General features: G+C 60.7%; 4 protein-coding genes (1 of these 4 only partly in view). 1 reads left to right on the top strand and 3 read right to left on the bottom strand.

All coding sequences use genetic code 11. The features are described 5' to 3' along the window. Window position 1: 1 nt before the first annotated feature. The gene (locus KDL09_RS10270; RefSeq protein WP_294384486.1) at window positions 2-2,323 is read right to left on the bottom strand and encodes a hypothetical protein; all 2,322 of its coding nucleotides are present in this window, start codon (window positions 2,321-2,323) and stop codon (window positions 2-4) included. A 302-nt stretch (window positions 2,324-2,625) separates the two neighbouring features. On the opposite strand from KDL09_RS10270, the gene KDL09_RS10265 reads away from it, so the two are divergent. Beyond that, a complete protein-coding gene (locus KDL09_RS10265; protein ID WP_294384485.1) occupies window positions 2,626-7,308 on the top strand; it encodes a hypothetical protein in 4,683 nt (1,560 codons plus the stop codon). A 33-nt stretch (window positions 7,309-7,341) separates the two neighbouring features. On the opposite strand, the gene KDL09_RS10260 is transcribed toward KDL09_RS10265, so the two are convergent. Next, window positions 7,342-7,968 carry a L,D-transpeptidase family protein gene (locus KDL09_RS10260; protein WP_294384484.1) on the bottom strand — a complete coding sequence of 209 codons (627 nt, stop codon included), beginning with the start codon at window positions 7,966-7,968 and terminating at the stop codon, window positions 7,342-7,344. Window positions 7,969-8,048: 80 nt separating this feature from the next. Further along, window positions 8,049-18,982, bottom strand: the final stretch of a protein-coding gene (locus KDL09_RS10255) for an SdrD B-like domain-containing protein (RefSeq protein ID WP_294384483.1). 23,047 nt of this gene lie beyond the right edge of the window; the window shows 10,934 of its 33,981 coding nt (coding positions 23,048-33,981); the start codon falls outside the window, past its right edge; it ends in the stop codon at window positions 8,049-8,051.

Genomic DNA, 18,982 nt, shown 5'->3' with positions numbered 1-18,982 from the left:
CTCACCCCGCACGCGTCACGCGCTTCCAGAAGAAGTCGAGTTCGCGAGCGAGCACACTCATCACCTGCGCGGGCGTGGCCTGCAGGGAGCCGCTTTCGGATTCCTTGATGATGCGCTGCATGGCGTAGAGCGCCGCCACACTCGGTGTGTCGAGGTGGATCGCATCCACCTGCGCCTTCAGTTCTTCCGGGAAGGCGGTGCTGTGCTGGAGAATGGCCCAGCTTTGCTGTTCGCGGTCTGTTTTGAAGGTGACGATCTTCAGTTTCGGCGAGCCATCGACCGCGCTCACATTCAGCTCAGCCTGACGACCAGCGGCGAAACCGGCCAGCGTGCGCCAGTAGGAGCCGTCGGCAAAATTTGCGAGGCCAAAGATGATCTCCAGTCCTTGGAGCGCCCAGCACATCGCATATCGCCCTGTCATGCCGGGGAGTTCGTGCTCGCTGAATCGCACCAGCGGGAAACGCTTTCCTGCGAGACGGATGAGGTCCGCCAGTTTCGTGTAATCCAGCGGCAGTGAAACGGCCTCAGCGGCCATTTGCAGGCGCAGCGCCTCATAGCGGCCCAGCAACGCATCACGCTCCGCATGTTCCGGAACAGGAGCGGCAGGGGCGGGTGCCGCAAACACCGACGAAGGCACGGGCAGGGCCGAGCCTGTCGCCATGCCGGGAGCAACGCTGGACGCCATCACTCCTGCGAGCCGTTGAGCGACGGCATGCGTGCCGCCCCCCTCCGCGCCGGGAACCGGAGCACTTGGCTGACGCAGTTTGCCGAGCATCTCGCGCAGGTTTTCAAACGCACCTGCGGAACTCGGCGAAAACTGAGCCTGCACCGGAGGTTCGGCAGGAACCGAGGATGCACCAGACTCCCCATTCGCACTCGGAGGAGGCAGATGGTTTCCATTGATCGTGGGAGCTGGAGCTGGAGGCGGCATCAGCGGCACTTCATCCTGCTGGGGCAGAGCGGGCGTCGGTTCGGCCAGGCCTTCGGCAATGAGTTTCATCTGCGCCGAGGTGCTCGAATCGAAAATCGAAACCTCACCGGGTTTCGGAGCCTCTTCTTCCTCCGGCACCACGTCTGTCATTAACGGCAGCACCCCGGACTCCTCCGTCGCCATCTCCTCCGGAGAAATCGAGGCGACCGCAGGCGGCGATGCCAGCGTCTGTTGGAAAAAATCCCACTGCTTTGCCGCATGCCGCAGAAAGGCGCGGGCCGACACTGAACCCAGCGGTCGTCCGAGGAAATGGCGCTTCACATCCAGAAACGCTGTGAACTCGCGCACGTCATCCGCCGAGACACCGGCCTGCTGCAAACGCATGCGCAGCAGCGTTGCCGCCTCGTTTTCTCCAATGCCCCGCAGCAGCATCTGCGAAGCGGTGAGCCGATCCTCGATCGAACTCGGCAGGTGATGACCAAACGTCGCCTGCCACACATCCTGGTTCAGACTCAGCACCACATGCACGCCGTCCATCTCCGACATGTCGAGCAGCAGCGAGGCAATGCGCAGCCCGGCTTCAGGATTGCGATAGTAGGCGTCCAGATGATCCACCAGCAGCACCACGGGACGCCACAGGCCGAGCAGGCGCAGCCACGTCACCGGTCCTTCACTCGTTTCATCGGCCGCCAGCGAACGCAGCACGGCCATCCGGGACATGCCGCCGTCCAGCGCGTGATTCAGCATCGCATCCACCCAGGATTCGAGCGCCGCAGGAATCGCCGGCACACGTTTCATCGCCTGCTCGACCATCGGTTTGCGCAACTGACCATCGAAGCGCCTCACCCAGTCGCCAATAAGGCGCGCACTTCCGTTCACATCGAAGACCTCAACGGGATCACCGCTCAGCACGCGCATCGCCTGCTCAGGATTCGCGCATGGCAGCGTGCCGTTCTCGATCAAGCGTCTTACCAGTGCCGCACACACGCCGGCGCAGGCCTCGCGCAGCTTGGTCCAGCCTTCACGCGTTGTTTCCGCACGCGCCATGGATTCAAGGCCACGAACAGCGACAGCTGAAATGCCGATCTCATCCTCCAGCCGAAACGCCAGGGGAACCAGCACCACCTGACCGTTTGCGGCAGCCGCCAGACGCCCCAGCAGATGCGTTTTGCCATAACCGGCACGCGGAGCCGTGAGAAGCAGCAAGGGCTGCCCTCCGGCACGCCCCACGCTGCTTTGACGCTCATCGATCGTCGAGGTCAACTGCCCCAGAATGTCCGCGTTCATGCCCGGCACCGAACGATTCTCCTCCACGCCAAACGGCCCGGCGCAGACGTCGTCTGCAAACGGGTTCACACCCTCAGCCTGAGGCAGAGCCGAAGGCTGGTTCAAGGCGGGTGGCAAGGGTTTTGGCGGTGTTGATTCTGGACTTTCCACAACGAATCCGGTTTCAGGGTTCTGATTCAGATCAGATTCAATGATATTTATGCCAAATCACACTCCGCAGAAAGTAAGTTTTTTGGTTTTGGAGTCATTCTCTCAAATGCGAGCCAAATCGAGGAGAATGCTTGTGCAGCCCCCAGAGAAGTCGGAAAACTGGCGCACGCGCTGCTACCCCGCCCATTTCAGGGTGTTTAGCATCCGCTCCGATCCCGAAAAGAAGCTCTCCAAGGCCGCGTTAAGCCTGCACCCTCATGAACCTCGCCCTCCGTCCCGCCACGCACGAAGCCCTCGAACGCTTTCGTCAGCGCCGTCAGTTCCTCCTCCAGACACGTGCGCTTCTCTGTGGCATCGCGATCGCACTCGTGGCATTCACGATCATCGCTGTGCTCGACCGCGTGTGGTTCATGCCGGATGTGATTCGTCCGTGGGTATCGCTCTTGGTTTATGCAGGCGCTGTTTTCGCCGCATGGAAAGTCGCCTGGCGATTCATCGCTCAGGCCGGTGGTAAAGAAGGCACCGCCAAGCTCATCGAAGCCGCCGAACCGGCCCTGCGTGAGCGCATCCTCGCAGCTGTCGAACTCGCTGATCCGCACGACGGCGCCAATGTGAAGGACTCCGTCGAGTTCCGTGAAAAACTGCAGGACGATGTGGCCGCATCCGTCGAAGGCATTGACTGGGCGGGGAGGCTTCCCGTGCGCACGCTCAAGCCATGGTTTCTCGCGGCAAGTGGCGCAGTGCTTGTCATTCTAGTGCTCTGCCTGGTTCCCGGTCTCTACCTCAGCGGCTTCCTCGCTCGTGCCGCCCTCCCATTCGCGAATCTCGAACGCCCCGCCTCGGTCAAGATTCGCATCCTCGAGCCTCAGCAGCCGCAATCCCTTGCCCCCATCGGCTCGGAAGTCCCGCTCATCATTGAGACAGAAGGCGCGCGTCCCGAGATCGCCACTCTTGAGTTTCAAACCGACGGTTCCAAACCGCGCCGCACCGAACTCTCCAGCGTTGGCACCACACGCTTTGAAGGAGTCGTGCCCGTCGGACAGAGTGATGTCCGTTATCGCATCCACGCGGCAGACGCCATCACCCCGTGGCGCACGCTCAGCGCACGTGCACGTCCACGCATCGTCGAGTTCACCAAGACCATCGTACCGCCGGCCTACTCCGGCTGGAAGGAAACTCAAATCAGCGAAGATCACGGTGATCTCGAAGCGCTCGACGGATCCAAGGTCAAACTGACGCTCAAAACCAATCAACCCGTTTCGCAAAGCGACTTCGTGTTAAATCCGGATCTGCCGGAAAAGAAGACGGTGCCATCAAGCACCACGTCCGAGGGATTGCTCACCACCGAACTCGCCATTCAGGCGGCGCACGGTTCCTGGCAGGTATCGCTCAAGTCTAAGGAAACCGGCTTCACCAATGAGGAGAGCACACCCTGGCGCATCACCACCATTCCTGATCTTCCGCCAACGGCGCAGATCAACGATCCGCTCGAGCAGACCGAACTGCTGCCTGATGAAGCCGTGCGCATCGCAGGTCTGACCACCGATGATGTCGGTCTTGCCAGCGTGAAGCTCGCGCATGCCATCAACGGAGCAAACTGGAGCGAACAGGAAATTCAGATCGTCAAAGCAGCCAAGGAAGCCCCGGTGCAAAGCCTGCTTCCGCTCGCACCGCTCGGCGTGAAACCCGGCGACGCGCTGCTCTTCAAACTCGTCGCCACCGACCTCAAAGGCCAGAAGGCGGAATCGCCGCCTGTGCGTGTCATCATTCTCGAACAAACGATCGATCCGCGTCAGCGCCAGTGGGCCGACTCCCAGCGCCGCCTCGCGCAGAAAGCTGAACGCCTCAACGAACAAACTCACGAACTTCGCAAAGATCTCGAAAAGGTGCGCAAGTTCGAACGCAACGCCCGCAAGGATCCCAACAAGGCCAAAGACGAGGCGGAGAACGCACTCGCCAGCGCGCAGGAAAAGCTCGAGCAGGTCAAAGCGCAGGCGGAGGAAGTGTGGAATGCCCTGAAGGACGCCGCACGCGATGCGCCGAACCAGCTTGATGCCGCCGAAGCTCAGCTGCTCGGCGAGCGTCTTGCACAGGTGCGCCGTGAACAGCTTCCCGAGCTGGAGAAGCTCAACGGTGACAAGCTCGAGAACCCCGAGCCGCTCAAACGTGCGGCGAGCGAGGCCTCCTCCACGACAAACCTCATCGCCGAGGCCGCGCGCGCATTTGCCGCGGAAGACACCGCGAAGATCGCCGCCAAAGAGTCGCAGCAGTTGCAGCGGCAGTCGAAGATGCTCACCGAAAACGCGCTTCAGGCCAATCGCGACTCCGAGCAGCGTCCCAAATGGCAGGAGCAGCAGCGTGCACTCATGGCCCAGGCCAAGACGTTGCAGAAGGACCTGCAGCAGCTCGACACCACGCAGAACGGCCGCAACCGCGGACAACTGCAGGACATCGACAAAAAGATCGGTGAAACATCCGGTGATCTCGACAGCAGCCTCGACAAGCCTGAGCAGACCAAGAGCCCCGAGCACCTGTACGGCGCCTCCGACAACCTCCGCAGCCGTTTGCAGCAGGCCGCTGATGTGACACGCGGCATCGCCGAACAGACGATGAACGAAGCGACGCAACGACGTGAGCAACTTGCCCGTCTCGACAACCCGGCGCTCGCCAAACTTGAAGAAGCGAAGAATGCACTCGCCGAGGCCGAAAGCGCCGCGCGTGATCCGCGCAAAAACAAACGCAGCGACCGCGACGGACTCACACCTGCTGAGAAGGCCGAAAAGCAGCTCGCCGAAGCGGCCAAACAACTGCAGGACCAGGGCGAACTGCGCGAGCAAAACAAGGCCACCAACACTCAGGCCGCGCTCGACACGAACCGCGCCAGCCGCGCCGCGGATGAACTCGCCCGCAAGACCGCCGAAGCAAAGAAGATTCCCCTGCCCTCTCCCGAGGAAGCAGAGAAGGCCCGCAAGACCAACGCGCCGCCTTCCGAAGCCGCCAAGGCGCTCGCTGAATTGAAAGAACGAGCCACGCAGCTCGCGCTGGCCACGCGTGCGCTCGAAGCGGATGCGCTCGCGCAGGATGCCGCCGAGGCGCTCGAATCCGCACAGGCTGAATCCATGCTGCCCGCCAATCAGCAGGACCGCGCGCAGACCGCCGCACAGGCCAAGGCCGCAGCCGAGGCGCTGCAGCAGCTCCCTGAAAAAATCAATCGCGCCCGTATTGCCGAAGCAATGCAGAAGACCGATCCGCAGGCGGCGAATAATCTGCGCCAGACCGCACAACAGGCCAGCGACGCCTCACGCAACGCCGCCGAGCAGAACAAGAACCTCGCCCGTGAAGCGGCGCAGCAGCAGGCCGGTCAGGAATTGAATTCGCAACCCGCCCAACAGGCCACCGCCGATGCACAGATGAAGGCCAACGACCTCGCCGCGCAGTTGCAGCCACAGGTCGATGCCGCACGCGCCCAGCTCGCCGCGCTCACGCCTGAAGTCAGCGAGATGATGAAGCGTGTGGTGGAAGATCTCACCAAGACGCAGCAGGAAACGCAGACAGCGGCCAATGATGCGAAGGCCGAAAAGCCCGTCGATGAAGTCGGTGAGAAAGCGCAGGAACTTCGTCCTGAAGCCGCGAAGAACGCTGAGAAAATGTCCGCGCTGCAGGCGGCGCTTCGCCAAGAGGCCAACGCCTCCGATTTGACGAAGAAAGGCGAAGCACAGCTCGCGCGCACCGCCGATGTCGCCCTTGCTCAGATGCAGCAGAAGACACCGCAGATCGCGCAGAATTTGAAACAGGCCGCGCAGGCCACGCAGAGCAAACCTCAGGCGCAAAATCTCCAGGCCGCCGCCGATGCGCAGCAGCAGACGGCGCAGGCCCTGCAGCAGCTCGCCCAAAACATGCAGAAGATGGAGCAGGGTCAGGAGCTCACCGAAGCCGATCAGGCCGCGATGCAGCAGATGGAGCAGGATCTCGGCGTGCAGGAGCCGCTGGACGAAGCCTACGAACGCGCCAAGGAACTCGCCGAGATGGCGCAGGACGCGCAGCAAAATCCGCAGGCCGTGCTGGAAGCGCTGGAGAAGGAGCTGCCGAAGAATCCTTCGATGCAAAAGGCGCTCGCCGAAACCGCCAAGAGCACCGCACAACAGGCCGAGCAGGCCGTGGCCAAAGAAACGCAGCAGGCCGTGCAGAACGGCATGGCACAGAAACAGGCCGCGAACGATCTCGCGCGTGTCTCACGTCATCAGCAGCGTCTCGGTGACGAGGAAGCCGCGCAGCAGGTCGCGCAGGCCAGCAGTCAATTGCAACAAGCCGGACAGCAGGCCGAAGCCACCCAGGCTAACCCCGTTCCCAATCCGCAGGCCGCACAGCAAAGCCAGGCCAGCGCCGCGCAGGCCGCGAAAGCCGCCGAAGCCACCGCGAGTCAGACCGCGCCGCCGATGCTCGCCTCGCCTCTTGAGCAATTGCAGGGTCAGATGCTGGCTCAGGCGCTCGATCAGCTCGATGCGCAGTTGCATCCGATGCAGGGCGATCAGCAACAGCAGGCACAGAACGGCCAGCAGCAGCAGAATGGTCAGCAACAGGGCCAGCAGGCTCAGAACTCACTCAATCAGGCACAGCAGGCCCAGCAGCAGAGCATGGCCGACTCCCGCAATCAGGGTCAGACGCCCGGCCAGAAACCGGGCCAGCAGCAGATGGCGCAGAACGAGAAACAGCAGGGACAGAACACGCAGGCGCAATCGGCGGAAGGCGGCAACCAGTCCACTGAACTCAAGGATGGCGAACTCGGCCAGTTGAGCATTCTCGCCAAAGGCGACTGGGGCCATCTTCCGCAAAAAATGGCTGACGATCTCACCGAAGCTACACGAAGCGAAGCCGCGCCAGAATATCGCGCCGCAATCGAAAGCTACTACAAGGCGATCGCGACGAAGGCGAAGCGGTAGCACTCGCCAGAAATCAACGTTCGTTATCCCGCCTCACGGCACGACCTCGACCGGCGTGCCCATCGGCACGGCTGAGTAAAACTTCTCCGCCATGTGGCCGGGGAGCCGGATGCAGCCGTGGGAGGCGGCGTAGCCGGGCAGATACCCCTTGTGCATGCCCACGCCCCCGTAGATGCGCATGAAGTAGTACATCTTCGCGCCTTCGAAGCGCGTGCCAGGTGGCTTCGGATCAACCCGGTTGTTGATGTTCTGCATGATCACGTTGCCCTCGTAGTCCTCGTAGTCGCCGTAGATTGAGGACTTGTGGTCGATGTCCTTCTCGATGACGCGATAGCTGCCAGGTTTGGTGTCATAACCCTCTGCGCCGGAGGAAATGGGAGACCCTCCGGCGAGTTCACCGCCTTTGAAGAGATACACCATCTGCTCGCCGAGATTGATGACGACGCTCGGCTTGCCGGTCATCTCGTCCGCATACCAGAATGAATTGTCCCGTGGTCCGAACCAGCCCATGACGCGGCCATGCACGTGCCGGGCGGCCTGCGGAACCTGCTGGGTAAAGAACTGACGCCCGTAACGGAAACCACTGTTGCCCACAGTCTTCACCGTGGTGCAACTGCTGAGCGTCAACGCGAGGAGAAGAAGCGGAAGGCGCGGTGTCATGCGGACAAAGAAATGCGCCGGGATTGCCAAAACACAAAACGCAAAAAATCACGCTTCGGCAAAATTCACTGCATCCGACCTCAAGGTTTCACCAGAAAGAAGGCGCGGAAGGACTCGAGCAGCGGCTGAGTGGTGACCTCGAGGCCTGTGGCTTCGTCGATCCACTGAGATTGATCATTGAGCAGGAAGTTCTGATAGGAGGCGGATGCAGGATCTGTGTCACCATTCCAGAGACGGAGACGTGAACCGGCGGTGAAAGGCTGTGCGCCTGGGGCCTGCGGCAGGGCAACGCCCGTGCCGAGGAGATGCGTGCCAGCAGTCTGCGGCAGGGCGAACGGAGCACTGCGGACTTCTCCGAGGGACGTGAACGTGGCCGGCGTGCTGCGGATCTGTACAAGCATGCCTGTCTGTGGCGGGATGATGCGCGCGGAGTCATCCGCAAGCGATCCGTCACGCACCCATTGAGCGGCGCCGTTCGTGGCATTCACCCAGTTGATCTGGAACTGGCCGGTCGCGCTGTCAAAGAACAGGACGCGATCAGCCTCGTCCGCCTTGGTAGCGGCCTGCAAGCTTGTGACAGGAAGAAGCGCTCCAAGCGTCCGATGCGGATGAATGCGAATCCGTGCGGCAGCCAAACGTGAGTCTGCTCCTGCGCTAAGAACCAGCGTGCTGCCTGACGATGCGGCGGTGTCGATGTCAAAGGTGCGGCCGGCTAGAACACCATCGATCACCTCGACGTAGTAGCTCACGCCGTTCACCAACTGCGTGCGTATATCTACGCCATTGGTGTTGATGGTGATGTTGCGTCCATGGACCGACACGACCTGGCCCGCGTAAACAGCAGGCGGCAGCAAGGGCATGGACAATGTCTGGCGCCCCACAGGGAATTGCCTGCGCGACCAGCCCTGAACAGCGGAGAAGGCATTAGCTTCGGGGGTGCCATCAAGATCGGCATCCAGCGCGACCTTGAGACGAAGGAAGCCGCGAGCAGCTCCATCGAAGGCGGATTCGACCTGGCTGAAGTGCAGCGTTTCACTCTGGTCAGCGTTGACCTTGACAACCGGCGTGATGCCCACAGCAACCCAGGTGACGAGATCGCTGCTGCCTTCGAGGATGTAGCGCAGATCGCGGTGCTCACCCGCCGGACGTGTGACCAGTGCGTCAACGGAGCCGGTGGTCACGTTGTTTTCCAGCCCGAAGCGAGCGACACCGAGACCGTCGGTCGGCGATGTACCGAGAGCGTACTCCATGAGGTTGGTCAGACCATCCACATCCGGATCATCATCCGGGTTGTCCAGTCCATTCAGGCCGTTCAGCGACTGCCAGGAAGTGAATGTGGCAGGCGCCGAAGACGTTGTGCTGTCGTTGCCGGCAAGACTGCGTTGCAAATGCACGGAGGCGGCCTGGCCGGAGGGTACTTCGAAGCCGAAGTCGATCGTCATCATGCCGGAGGAGTCGGCCGCATCATCCATGAAGGATTCGAAGCCATTTTCACCCGAGTTCGCCGTCGGGGTGCTGTTCAGCGGCATGCTGCCGTAGGCCAGGTTGATGATGCCTGATGAAATCCCGGTCGTGCCAGGCGTGGCACTGTCGGTGCCATTTTCGTCGAAGCGGTCATCCTTGTCCGTGTCTGCGTTGCTCGTGGTCAAGACGTTGCCGCTTCCTGCCACCGACTGCATGCCATCAAGAGGCGCACCGACGCCGAACATGGCGGCAGGGATGTGTACGTAGTAGGCAGCGGCCGACTGGGCATAGAGCATGTAGGTTCCGTTCGCGGCCGTGACTGCCTCTGACACCGGAGTGTCGGTGACCGCCTGAGCCTGCTGGAACAGACGCACCGTCACATTCGGCATCGGAAGATCGATGCCAGCTTCGAAGGTGCCATTCGCGTTCACGTCGCGGAAGACCAGGTTTCCAACCATGATGGCTTTCGGTTTGAGGCCAAAGTCGATGGTGAGGTCGTTGTTGGCATCGTCGGCGTTGTCAGCCGTCTTGTCATAACCGGCTTCGCGACCATCGGCATCGATGGGCGCGGATCCTTCGGTCAGCGGGAAGCTGGCGGTGAACACTCCCGTCGTTTCAGGATTGGTGGCGGGCTGCGCGTTCTGATTCAAGTTGTCATCATTGCCGCTGGTGCTGAGCACACTCGGGACGAGGAAACTCAATGGGCTGGCGGCGGTGAATTGAGAGGCTGGGATGCGCACCTTGTAGGCGTCCGGCGCGATGGCGGGCGGGCCATACAGAATGTAGGCGCCGTTGGCATTGGTGGTCGCCACACCGACCACGCTTTCCTGGCTTGTGCTGCCATTGATGTAAACGAGTTCCAGCTGAATTCCCGCGATGCCACTGTCGACGCCGGACTGGAACTTACCATCTGCATTCGCATCGCGGAACACGAGATTGCCCACGCCAAGACGCGTGGCGAAGCCGAAGTCAATGGTGAGATCGGCGCGGTTGTCGGTGGCATCGTCGGACGCACCCTGGAAGCCGCCTTCCAGAGCTCCTGCAGGCGCTGCGTTGGTGGTCAGCGTGACCGGCGGTGCGGTGATGCCAACCTGCTCGGGATTCTGGGTATCAATGCCGTCTTCACCAAGGTTGTCATCCCCTACGGTGGTCTGATGGCCGCGCAGCGAAATCTTGCGGAACAGAGGACCGGGCCCCACAGGTCCACCATTGATGCTGACAGATCCTTTGAAGTTGTCCGCCGCGACGTGAACCGTGTAGGTGCCCGGGCTGAGGTTGGCAAACATATAGCGACCGTCGGCATCCGTGTACGTGCTGCGAATGGAACTCGAAGACCCCGCCGTTCCGGAGCCGGCATAAAGCAGCATCCAGACTCCAGATACGCCCTCGCCGATATCGGCAACACCATTATTGTTTGCGTCAACGAAAACGAGATTGCCGATGCTCATCAGGTCCGGCAGCACGCCACCGGTAAAGCCGAAGTCGATGGTGAGATCCGTGTCATCGTCGTTGTAGGCATCCCTAGCGGCAAGGAATCCGCTCTCGCCGGAGCCATCCAGCGGTTCAACACCATAGTCGAGTTCAAAGAGGATCGAACTTACCCCAGTGGAGGCGGGCGAGGCGGCATCCAGGCCGTCTTCGTTGGCATCATCGTCCGTGCCATCATCATTGCCGAAACCAGGGGAGGAACTCGTGCCTGCCAGAGCGGCCCCCGAACCAAATTCTGATGCTGGAATGTGCACGAAGTACTGCCCCGCCTGATACGCCCTCAGCAGGTAAGTGCCATCGATGTCCGTGGTGGTTTCCATCACAGGTGTTGTACCGCCGTCAGCCGGATCATCGCCGATTCTGTAAAGGCGCACTTTAACCCCGGCCATGCCGAAGTCCGAACCATCGTAGACGCCGTTCCCGTTCAAGTCGCGGAAGACGAGGTTGCCCACGCTCAGCGGCTTCGGCGAGAAGCCGAGATCGACAGTGAGATCGACATTCAGTTCGTCAAAGTCGTCAGATTCCGAGAGGAAACCGGTCTCGGTATCATCGAAGCTCGGCGCCATGCCGGGCAGAACGGTGAAGAGCGGCGTGCGGACACCGTCAATCGGTGCGGCCCCCGTCGTATAACCATCCTGGCCGACATCATCATCACCAGCGGTGGATGTGATCTCTCCAGAACCGGCAGGTTTCGACGGCACCAAGGCCGCCAGGGAACCGCCTTCAGCAAAATTGGAGGCGGGCACACGGACGTAGTAGCTGCCGGGAGCCACGTTGAAGTTGTAGATGCCGCCGCCATAGGTCGTGGTGCTGGCAATTGCTGAAGTGGCTCCCGTCTGGTTCGACCACAACTCCACGGTGACGCCGTCGATGCCGTATTCGATGTTCGGATCAAAGATGCCATCGTTGTTGTCATCGGAGAAGATCAGGTTACCGACGGCGACACGCGGCACAAAGCCGAGGTCGATGGTCAGGTTGGTCGCGGCATCCTCGAGATCATCACTGGAGCCCTGGAAGCCCGGCTCCTGGCTGCCTGTCGGTGCGTTGGCGGCGTCCAGTTCAAACACTGCGGTTTGGATGCCGTTCAACGACGGGTTGCCATCGTCGATGCCGTCCTCGCCCACGTTGTCGTCTTCGGCCTGCGTGCCATAGACACTCGCCTGATTGTACAGTGTACCACCAAAGTCGAACTGCCATGCGGGAACACGCACGAAATACCGTCCCGGCGTGAGATCTGAGAATAGATAAGAACCATCCGATCCGGTGGTGGTGGTGGCCACAGGCGCATCAAACGGCACCACCGCTCCTTCAACATAAAGCTCGAGCGTCACATCGCTGGCTCCTTCGCCCGCATCGGCACGACCGTTGTAGTTTGCGTCAATGAACACCAGGTTGCCTACGGCGACGGACCGGAAAAAGCCGAAGTCGATGGTCAGGTCGGTGTTGTCGTCGTTCACATCGTCAACGAACGCGTTATAACCGAACTCACCCAAGGAGTTGATGGGCTCTTCGTCGGGTGCCAGATGGAAGGCCACCGAACCGATGCCCGAGACGGACGGATCAGCGACATCAACGCCGTTCTCATCCTGATTATCGTCAATGCCGTTGTCACCGCCGTCACCCGGCAGCGAACGCCAGCCAGAGAGCGGCTTGCCCGCGGCGAATTCGGACGGCGGAATGAAAACCTTGTAGTCGCCCTCGACCAGATTGCTGAACAGATAGCTTCCGCCGTTGCTGGTGATGACGGTGGAAAGCGGCGTGGCGGTGAGAGGATCCGCTGCTGCACTGAAAAGCTGCACTTTGACTCCGTCGATACCCTCGCCTGCATCGAAGACGCCATTGCCGTTGAGGTCGACGAAGACCAGATTGCCCACTCCAACTCCGTTCGGATTCGAAGGAGCAAACCCAAAGTCGATGGTGAGATTGAAATTGTCGTCGTCGAACGAATCGATGTCATTGAAGGCACCGCTTTCACCACCCGCATCGGTGGGCTCCGTATTCACTCCCAGAGTGATGACCGAACTGCTGATGCCGTTAAGGAACGGAGTGGGATCATCGATTCCGTTTTCATTGTCGGGAGTGTCGTCATCCACGGGACTGGTGACATTGCTGACACCTGCGGAGGACGACAGGCCGTTGAGCGGATGCCCCGGCTCGAACTCGAAATACGGAATATGCACGATGTAGTCGCCTGCGGGGAGAGAATCGAAGAAGTATTTTCCTCCGTTGCTGGTGATCTGGGAGAACAGCGGCACTCCGTAGCCCGGGGTCTGATTGCCGCGATAAAGCTCAACCGTGACACCATCCACACCTTCACCCACATCAGCGAAGCCATTCTCGTTGTTGTCGACATACACAAGATTGCCGACGCCAACCGGAGTCTGGAATCCAAAGTCGATGGTCAGATCGACAGCGGCATCGATTTGGTTGTCCGAAGTGTGCTCAAAACCGGTTTCACCGCTGTCATCCGTCGGCGCATTGCCGGGATAGAGGCTGATTACGAGAGAGGAGACACCATTGACGGCAGGATCGCCATTGTTCACACCGTCTTCACCCACGTCGTCATCACCCACCAGACCTTCGAGAATGCTGATGCGCTGATACAGCGGACCTTCGGACATGAACTGTGAAGCAGGAATGTGAACGATGTAGTTGCCGGGACGCAGGAAATCGAAGCCGTAACGTCCATCGGCATCGCTGGTGGTGAACGCGAGCGGATCGTCCACACCAGGGAACTGGGTGTCCGTGTAGAGCTCCAACCGGACGCCTGGCAGGCCTTCCCCGGTTTCATAGTGTCCGCTGGAGTTGTCATCGGCGAAGATCAGATTTCCAAGCGCCACCGGACGGAACAGCCCGATGTCCACCGTGAGGTTGATGTTGAAATCATCGAGGTCGGTTGCGGAGTCGAAACCGGTTTCGATCGTGTCGTCGGTCGGGGCCTCATCGCGCACCAGATTGATCAAACCGCTGCTGACGCCGGTGACCCACGGTGTGTCCGTATCGAGGGAGTCCTCACCGGTGTCATCATCACCCACGGAGAAACCAGGGAGGCTGAAGAGACCGCGCAGGCTGCCGGAGGACTCAAACTGCAGCGCGGGCAGATGGATGAAGTACTGGCCCTGCCACAGGTTGCTGAAAAGGAACAGACCACCGTTAGCAGTGACCGTGGTGGCGACCGGTTGGGTTACTCCGGGTGTGTCGCCCCAGCGATAGAGTTCGACCACCGCATCATCCCTGCCTTCACCCACATCGAAGCGGTTGTTGCCGTTGGCATCCACGAACACCAGGTTGCCGATGCCCATGATGCCGGGCTCGACGAAGCCGAAGTCCACAGTCATGTCCCCATTGGCGTCGATGGTGTAGTTGTCGAGTTCGCCTCCACGGGAATGCTCGGCGCCCGTGGTGCCGTTGCCGACGGGTTCGTCTCCAGGAGTGAGCGTGATGAGCGGACTCTTCACCAACGTTTTGGGACCACCGGGCTGACGCCCGCTGTCGTCACCGTCGACCTGATCGTCCACGATGGAGGAAATGGGGCTGCTATAGCCGCTGCCGGCGAGCGGCAGGCCGTCCACAAAGTTGGATTCAGGGATCACCACCTGATACACGCCCGGCGCCTCACCGGAGAAGTAGTAATGGCCGTTGCTGTCGGTGTAGGTCCAGCCGACGAGAACTTCGGCACCATCCGCCGAATCACCATTCATATCCCGCCAAAGTTCAACGCGCACGCTGGCAATGCCGTTTTCATTGGCGTCCTGAACTCCATCCGCATCAAGATCGTTCCAGACAAGGGAACCGATGGAGACCGAGTCTGGCTGCGGAGCAAACGGGCGTCCGATGGCAAGGTCGCGCGGTCCCGCCCAGATTTCGTTGTTCGGTCCCGGCGGGCGAGGAATAGGAACTTCGAACACGCTGACCGTCCCGTTCGGCGCACCAGCAACATCAATGCTAAGCAGAGATCCGCTGGTATAAGTGCCTGCGTTGACCGGCTTGCCCCAGTGATAACCGGCGATGTAGAGATGGTTGTTTGCCGGATTGAACTCGACGTCACGTGTATCCACCGCACCTTTCCCCGCGCTGGAAAGCGTGGCGATGAGCTGCGGCAGTCCCGGAGAGGTCGGAGTGCTCAGATCGAGACTGAACACCTCACCGTCACTTCGGTTCAAGCCGTAGAGCGTGTTGCCTTCGATGTCGATGCCGGAGATGAGAGCGATGGACTGTCCGCCAGGCACCATGTCCACCAACTGTGTGTCGGTGACGATGGAATTGAGCAGGTCACCCGTGGTGGTGCTGTAACGGCGAACCTCGCGCTCGTTGTTGGTCTGAATCACAAGGTACAAATTGCCATCCGGTCCAAAGTTGATGTCCTCCACACCAGACTGCGTGATGAAAGTATATGGTGCGGTGCCGATCGGCGCCCCCGGCGTTGTTCCCGACGGTCCCTGGAAGCGGACAATGCGGCCACCGTTGACATCGGCGACATAGAAGTTGCCATCCGGACCGATCGCAAACTGGGCGATCAGACTCACGCTTGCCGTGGAGTTGTCGAGCACTGGGCCGAGATCAGTTCCAGCGGGGCTGATCTTGCGGAGGTTGCTCGCACCGTAGTGGGCGACATACCAGTTGCCGTCCTGACCGAGTTCCATGGCGTATGGCACGTCACCGTAGTCCGCGTTGCCTTGGCTGCGGCTGTTGCCAAAGCCGGAGACGAGCGAGCCTTTGTACAAGCCGCTGCTGGCGTCAAACGCTTGAATGTCGTCAGCCTGTGTGGCGGACACGTACACCGTCGGCGTCACATTGAGGAAGCCGAAGTCGATCGTAGTTTCATCATAGGTGCCGCCACCGGTTCCGGGCTCGTCGGCCGCAGTGAGTGTGATCACCGGACTGTAAACCGCACCGCCGTTCACCTGGTGTCCGTTGTCATCGTTGTCCACGCCGTTGTCGGAAAACGCGGTGACACTGCTGGACAACGGCTGTGACGCCGGCGGTGTTGGAATGCGCACATAGACCTTCAACGGCGGCAAGGCGGTGAAAAGATACGCGCCGTCCGCATCTGTGGTGGTGGTCTTCAACAAAACGTCATCTGTGCCACCAATGAAGCCGTCCGCGCCAACGAACCAGATCTCCATCGCAACGCCACCGATGCCAGATTCACCGTTGTCACGGATGCCATTGTCATTCGTGTCCTGCCAGACCAGGTTGCCGACGTTCATGCCGCGGAAGATGCCGAAGTCGATGGTGTAGTCGGTGTCCGGGTCTCCGTCATCAGCCGTGGGCTCTCCGCCGGTGGTGAGCGTGATGACAGGCGAGAAGACGGGGTTGCCAGCACCGCCGGGTTGTGAGGCCGAGTTGTTGTCGTTGTCGACGCCGTTGTCGAGATTCACCGGATTGCCGCCGGGGATGTTCAACACAGTGGGCATCAGCACACGCAGGAAGAAGGTTCCCGGCTGCAGATTGTCGAAATGATACTGGCCCAGAGCCCCCGTGATGGTGCTGGTGAGCATGAGATCGCTGTCAGGACCGCTGCCGCCAATGGCGTGGTCGGCACCCGGATCCCAGAGTTCCACCGTGACGTCTTTGATGCCCGGCTCGCCGTTGTCACGCAGACCGTTGAAGTTGGTGTCTTCATAGACGACATCGCCGAGGCTTAGGCCTTTCACCAGAAGCGAGTAGGACTGCGTGGACGAGCAGTTGTTGGCATCTGTGGTGCGCACCGTAAAGCTGGCGGTGCCGTACACCTGTGGTGTGCCGGAGATGAGACCACTGGACGACATGGTGATGCCGGCCGGAGGCGAACCTGCAATCACGCTCCAAGTGTAAGGTCCGGTGCCGCCGGTCGCGCTAAGCTGCCGGCTGTAAGCCGTGGCATAGTAGGCGCTGGGAAGACTGGACGGCGTGATGTTGATGGACGGACAGTTCACAGCCAAGGTATAAAGCTTGGTCTTGACGCAATTGAACGCATCCCGCGCCTCCACAGTGAAGGACGCCGTCGTCGCCTGAGTCGGAGTTCCGGAAATCAGGCCGGTGGAGCTCAGCGAAAGTCCCGGAGGAAGTGTGCCACTGACCACGCTCCAAACATAAGGAGCGCTGCCACCCGTGGCATTCAACGAAGCCGAGTACGATGTCCCAACAATGCCGTTGGTCAGAGTCGACGGAGAGATAATGAAGTCGGGGCAGAGAACGGTGATCGTGTAGGGTTGCGTTCCCGGAGCATTGTTCGCATCCAGCGCCTGAACCGTGAAGGAGTAGGTTCCCGGAGCGGCCGATGTGGTGCCGGAAATGACGCCGGACGAGGAAATGCTGAAGCCGGAGGGCAGGTTGCCTGTCAGCTTGCTGAAGGTGTAGGGCGAAGTGCCGCCTGAAGCGGTAATCTGCTGGAAGTAAGGAACCAACCGGGTGGCGTCCTGCAACGTCGGCGGCAGGATCGTGATCGGCGGATAGTCCACCGTGAAGGTGTATGCCTGGGTGACTGCGCAATTCTCCGCATCTGTCGCACGCACGGTGAAGGTGCTGCTGCCGAGGCTGGTGGGAGTGCCGCTAAGGACGCCTCCGCTGGAAAGCGTCAAGCCTGTTGGCAGCACGCCCGAGGCGAGCGTCCAGGTGTATGGCGCGGTGCCACCACCAGCGACCAGTGTCTGACTGTAGGAAGCATACTGCACTCCCGATGGAAGCGGCACGGGGCCTATGGACATCGTCGGACAGGCGATGACGATTTGCAGCGCACGCGTGGAGGCGCAGTTCACACCGTCCGTTGCGCGCACAGTGAAGGAGTAGGTGCCCGGTGTCGCCGAAGGTGTACCGGAGATCAGACCCGAACTGCTCAACGACAAACCGGCCGGCAGCGCGCCGGAAGCGATGCTCCACGAATAAGGTGCAGTGCCGCCGGATGCCGTGATCTGCTGGTTCGGATACTCGACGCTCTTGGTGCCGTTCGGGAAGGTCGGCGCGCTGATCGCGATCGAAGGACAGTTCACCACAACGGCGTAAACGGAGGAACGTGCGCAGCCGTTCGCGTCCGTGGCCGTTACGGTGATGTTGTAAGTGCCCGGCGCGCTGGAAGGAGTACCACTCAGAATGCCACCCGAGCTCAAAGACATTCCCGCTGGCAGCGTGCCGGTGAAGCTCCAGGCATAAGGAGCCGTGCCATTGCTGGCGGTCAGTGTTTGCGCCGGGTAAGACGCATACTGCGTCGCGGCAGGAAGAGCCGAAGGTGAGATCGAAATCGTTGGACAGGTAATTGTCCATGTGATTGACGAGTCCACCACGCAGCCGTTCGCGTCGGTGGCGCGAATGACGAAGGTGTAGCTTCCCGGCGCCCCGGTGACGGTGCCTGACAAGAGTCCACCCGAGGAGAGGGACAATCCCAGCGGGATGGTGCCAGAGGCACGCGAGTAGGTGTAAGGCGAAGCACCGCCGCTGGCGGAGAACTGCTGACTGAAGACCGAATTCTGCGCCAGAGGCGCCAGACTGGTCGGTGACATCGTCAGAACAGGACACACGACACGCAGGCTCGTGGGTTGTGTGGCGGCACAGCCCGCCGAGTCCACCACACGAACGGTGAAGTTATAGGTCGCGGGTGCAGCGGTGATCGTTCCTGTCATGGCCCCGCTGGTGGATAGAGACAGCCCGGTTGGAAGCGTTCCGCTCGAGATGCTCCATGTGTAAGGCGAATTGCCACCTGCAGCGCCAAATGTGTTGCTGTAGCTGGTGCCCTTCATCGCATCCGCCAGCGCGGTCGGTGTGATGGAGATGGAGGGACAGGAGTGCAGACCAAAGTCGATGGTGTTTTCGTTGTTGGTCACACCACTGCTGCCGGGCTCGCCACCAGCGGTGAGCTGGAACACCATGCTGTTAACGAACGAACCGGCTCCGCCTGGTTGGGAGCCGTTGTTGTCATTATTCACTCCATTGTCGGCGGTGACCACAGCGCTGCTAGCGAGTGAGTAAGAGGCAGGAGGAGTCAGGCGGACATAGTAGTTCCCTGAAGTGTAAACTTTGAAGCTGTAGGCACCGCTGCTGAGGGTGGATGTCGTCTGAATCACCGTGTCGGCATTCGAACCCGTTC

Source organism: Prosthecobacter sp., assembly GCF_020439865.1.
Lineage (GTDB): Bacteria > Verrucomicrobiota > Verrucomicrobiia > Verrucomicrobiales > Verrucomicrobiaceae > Prosthecobacter.
This window is presented reverse-complemented; position numbering and strand designations above follow the sequence as displayed.

Excerpts from the sequence above, each read along its gene's own strand:
- KDL09_RS10265 (WP_294384485.1), top strand. The coding sequence starts at position 2,626 with ATGAACCTCGCCCTCCGTCCCGCCACGCACGAAGCCCTCGAACGCTTT.
- KDL09_RS10260 (WP_294384484.1), bottom strand. The coding sequence starts at position 7,968 with ATGACACCGCGCCTTCCGCTTCTTCTCCTCGCGTTGACGCTCAGCAGT.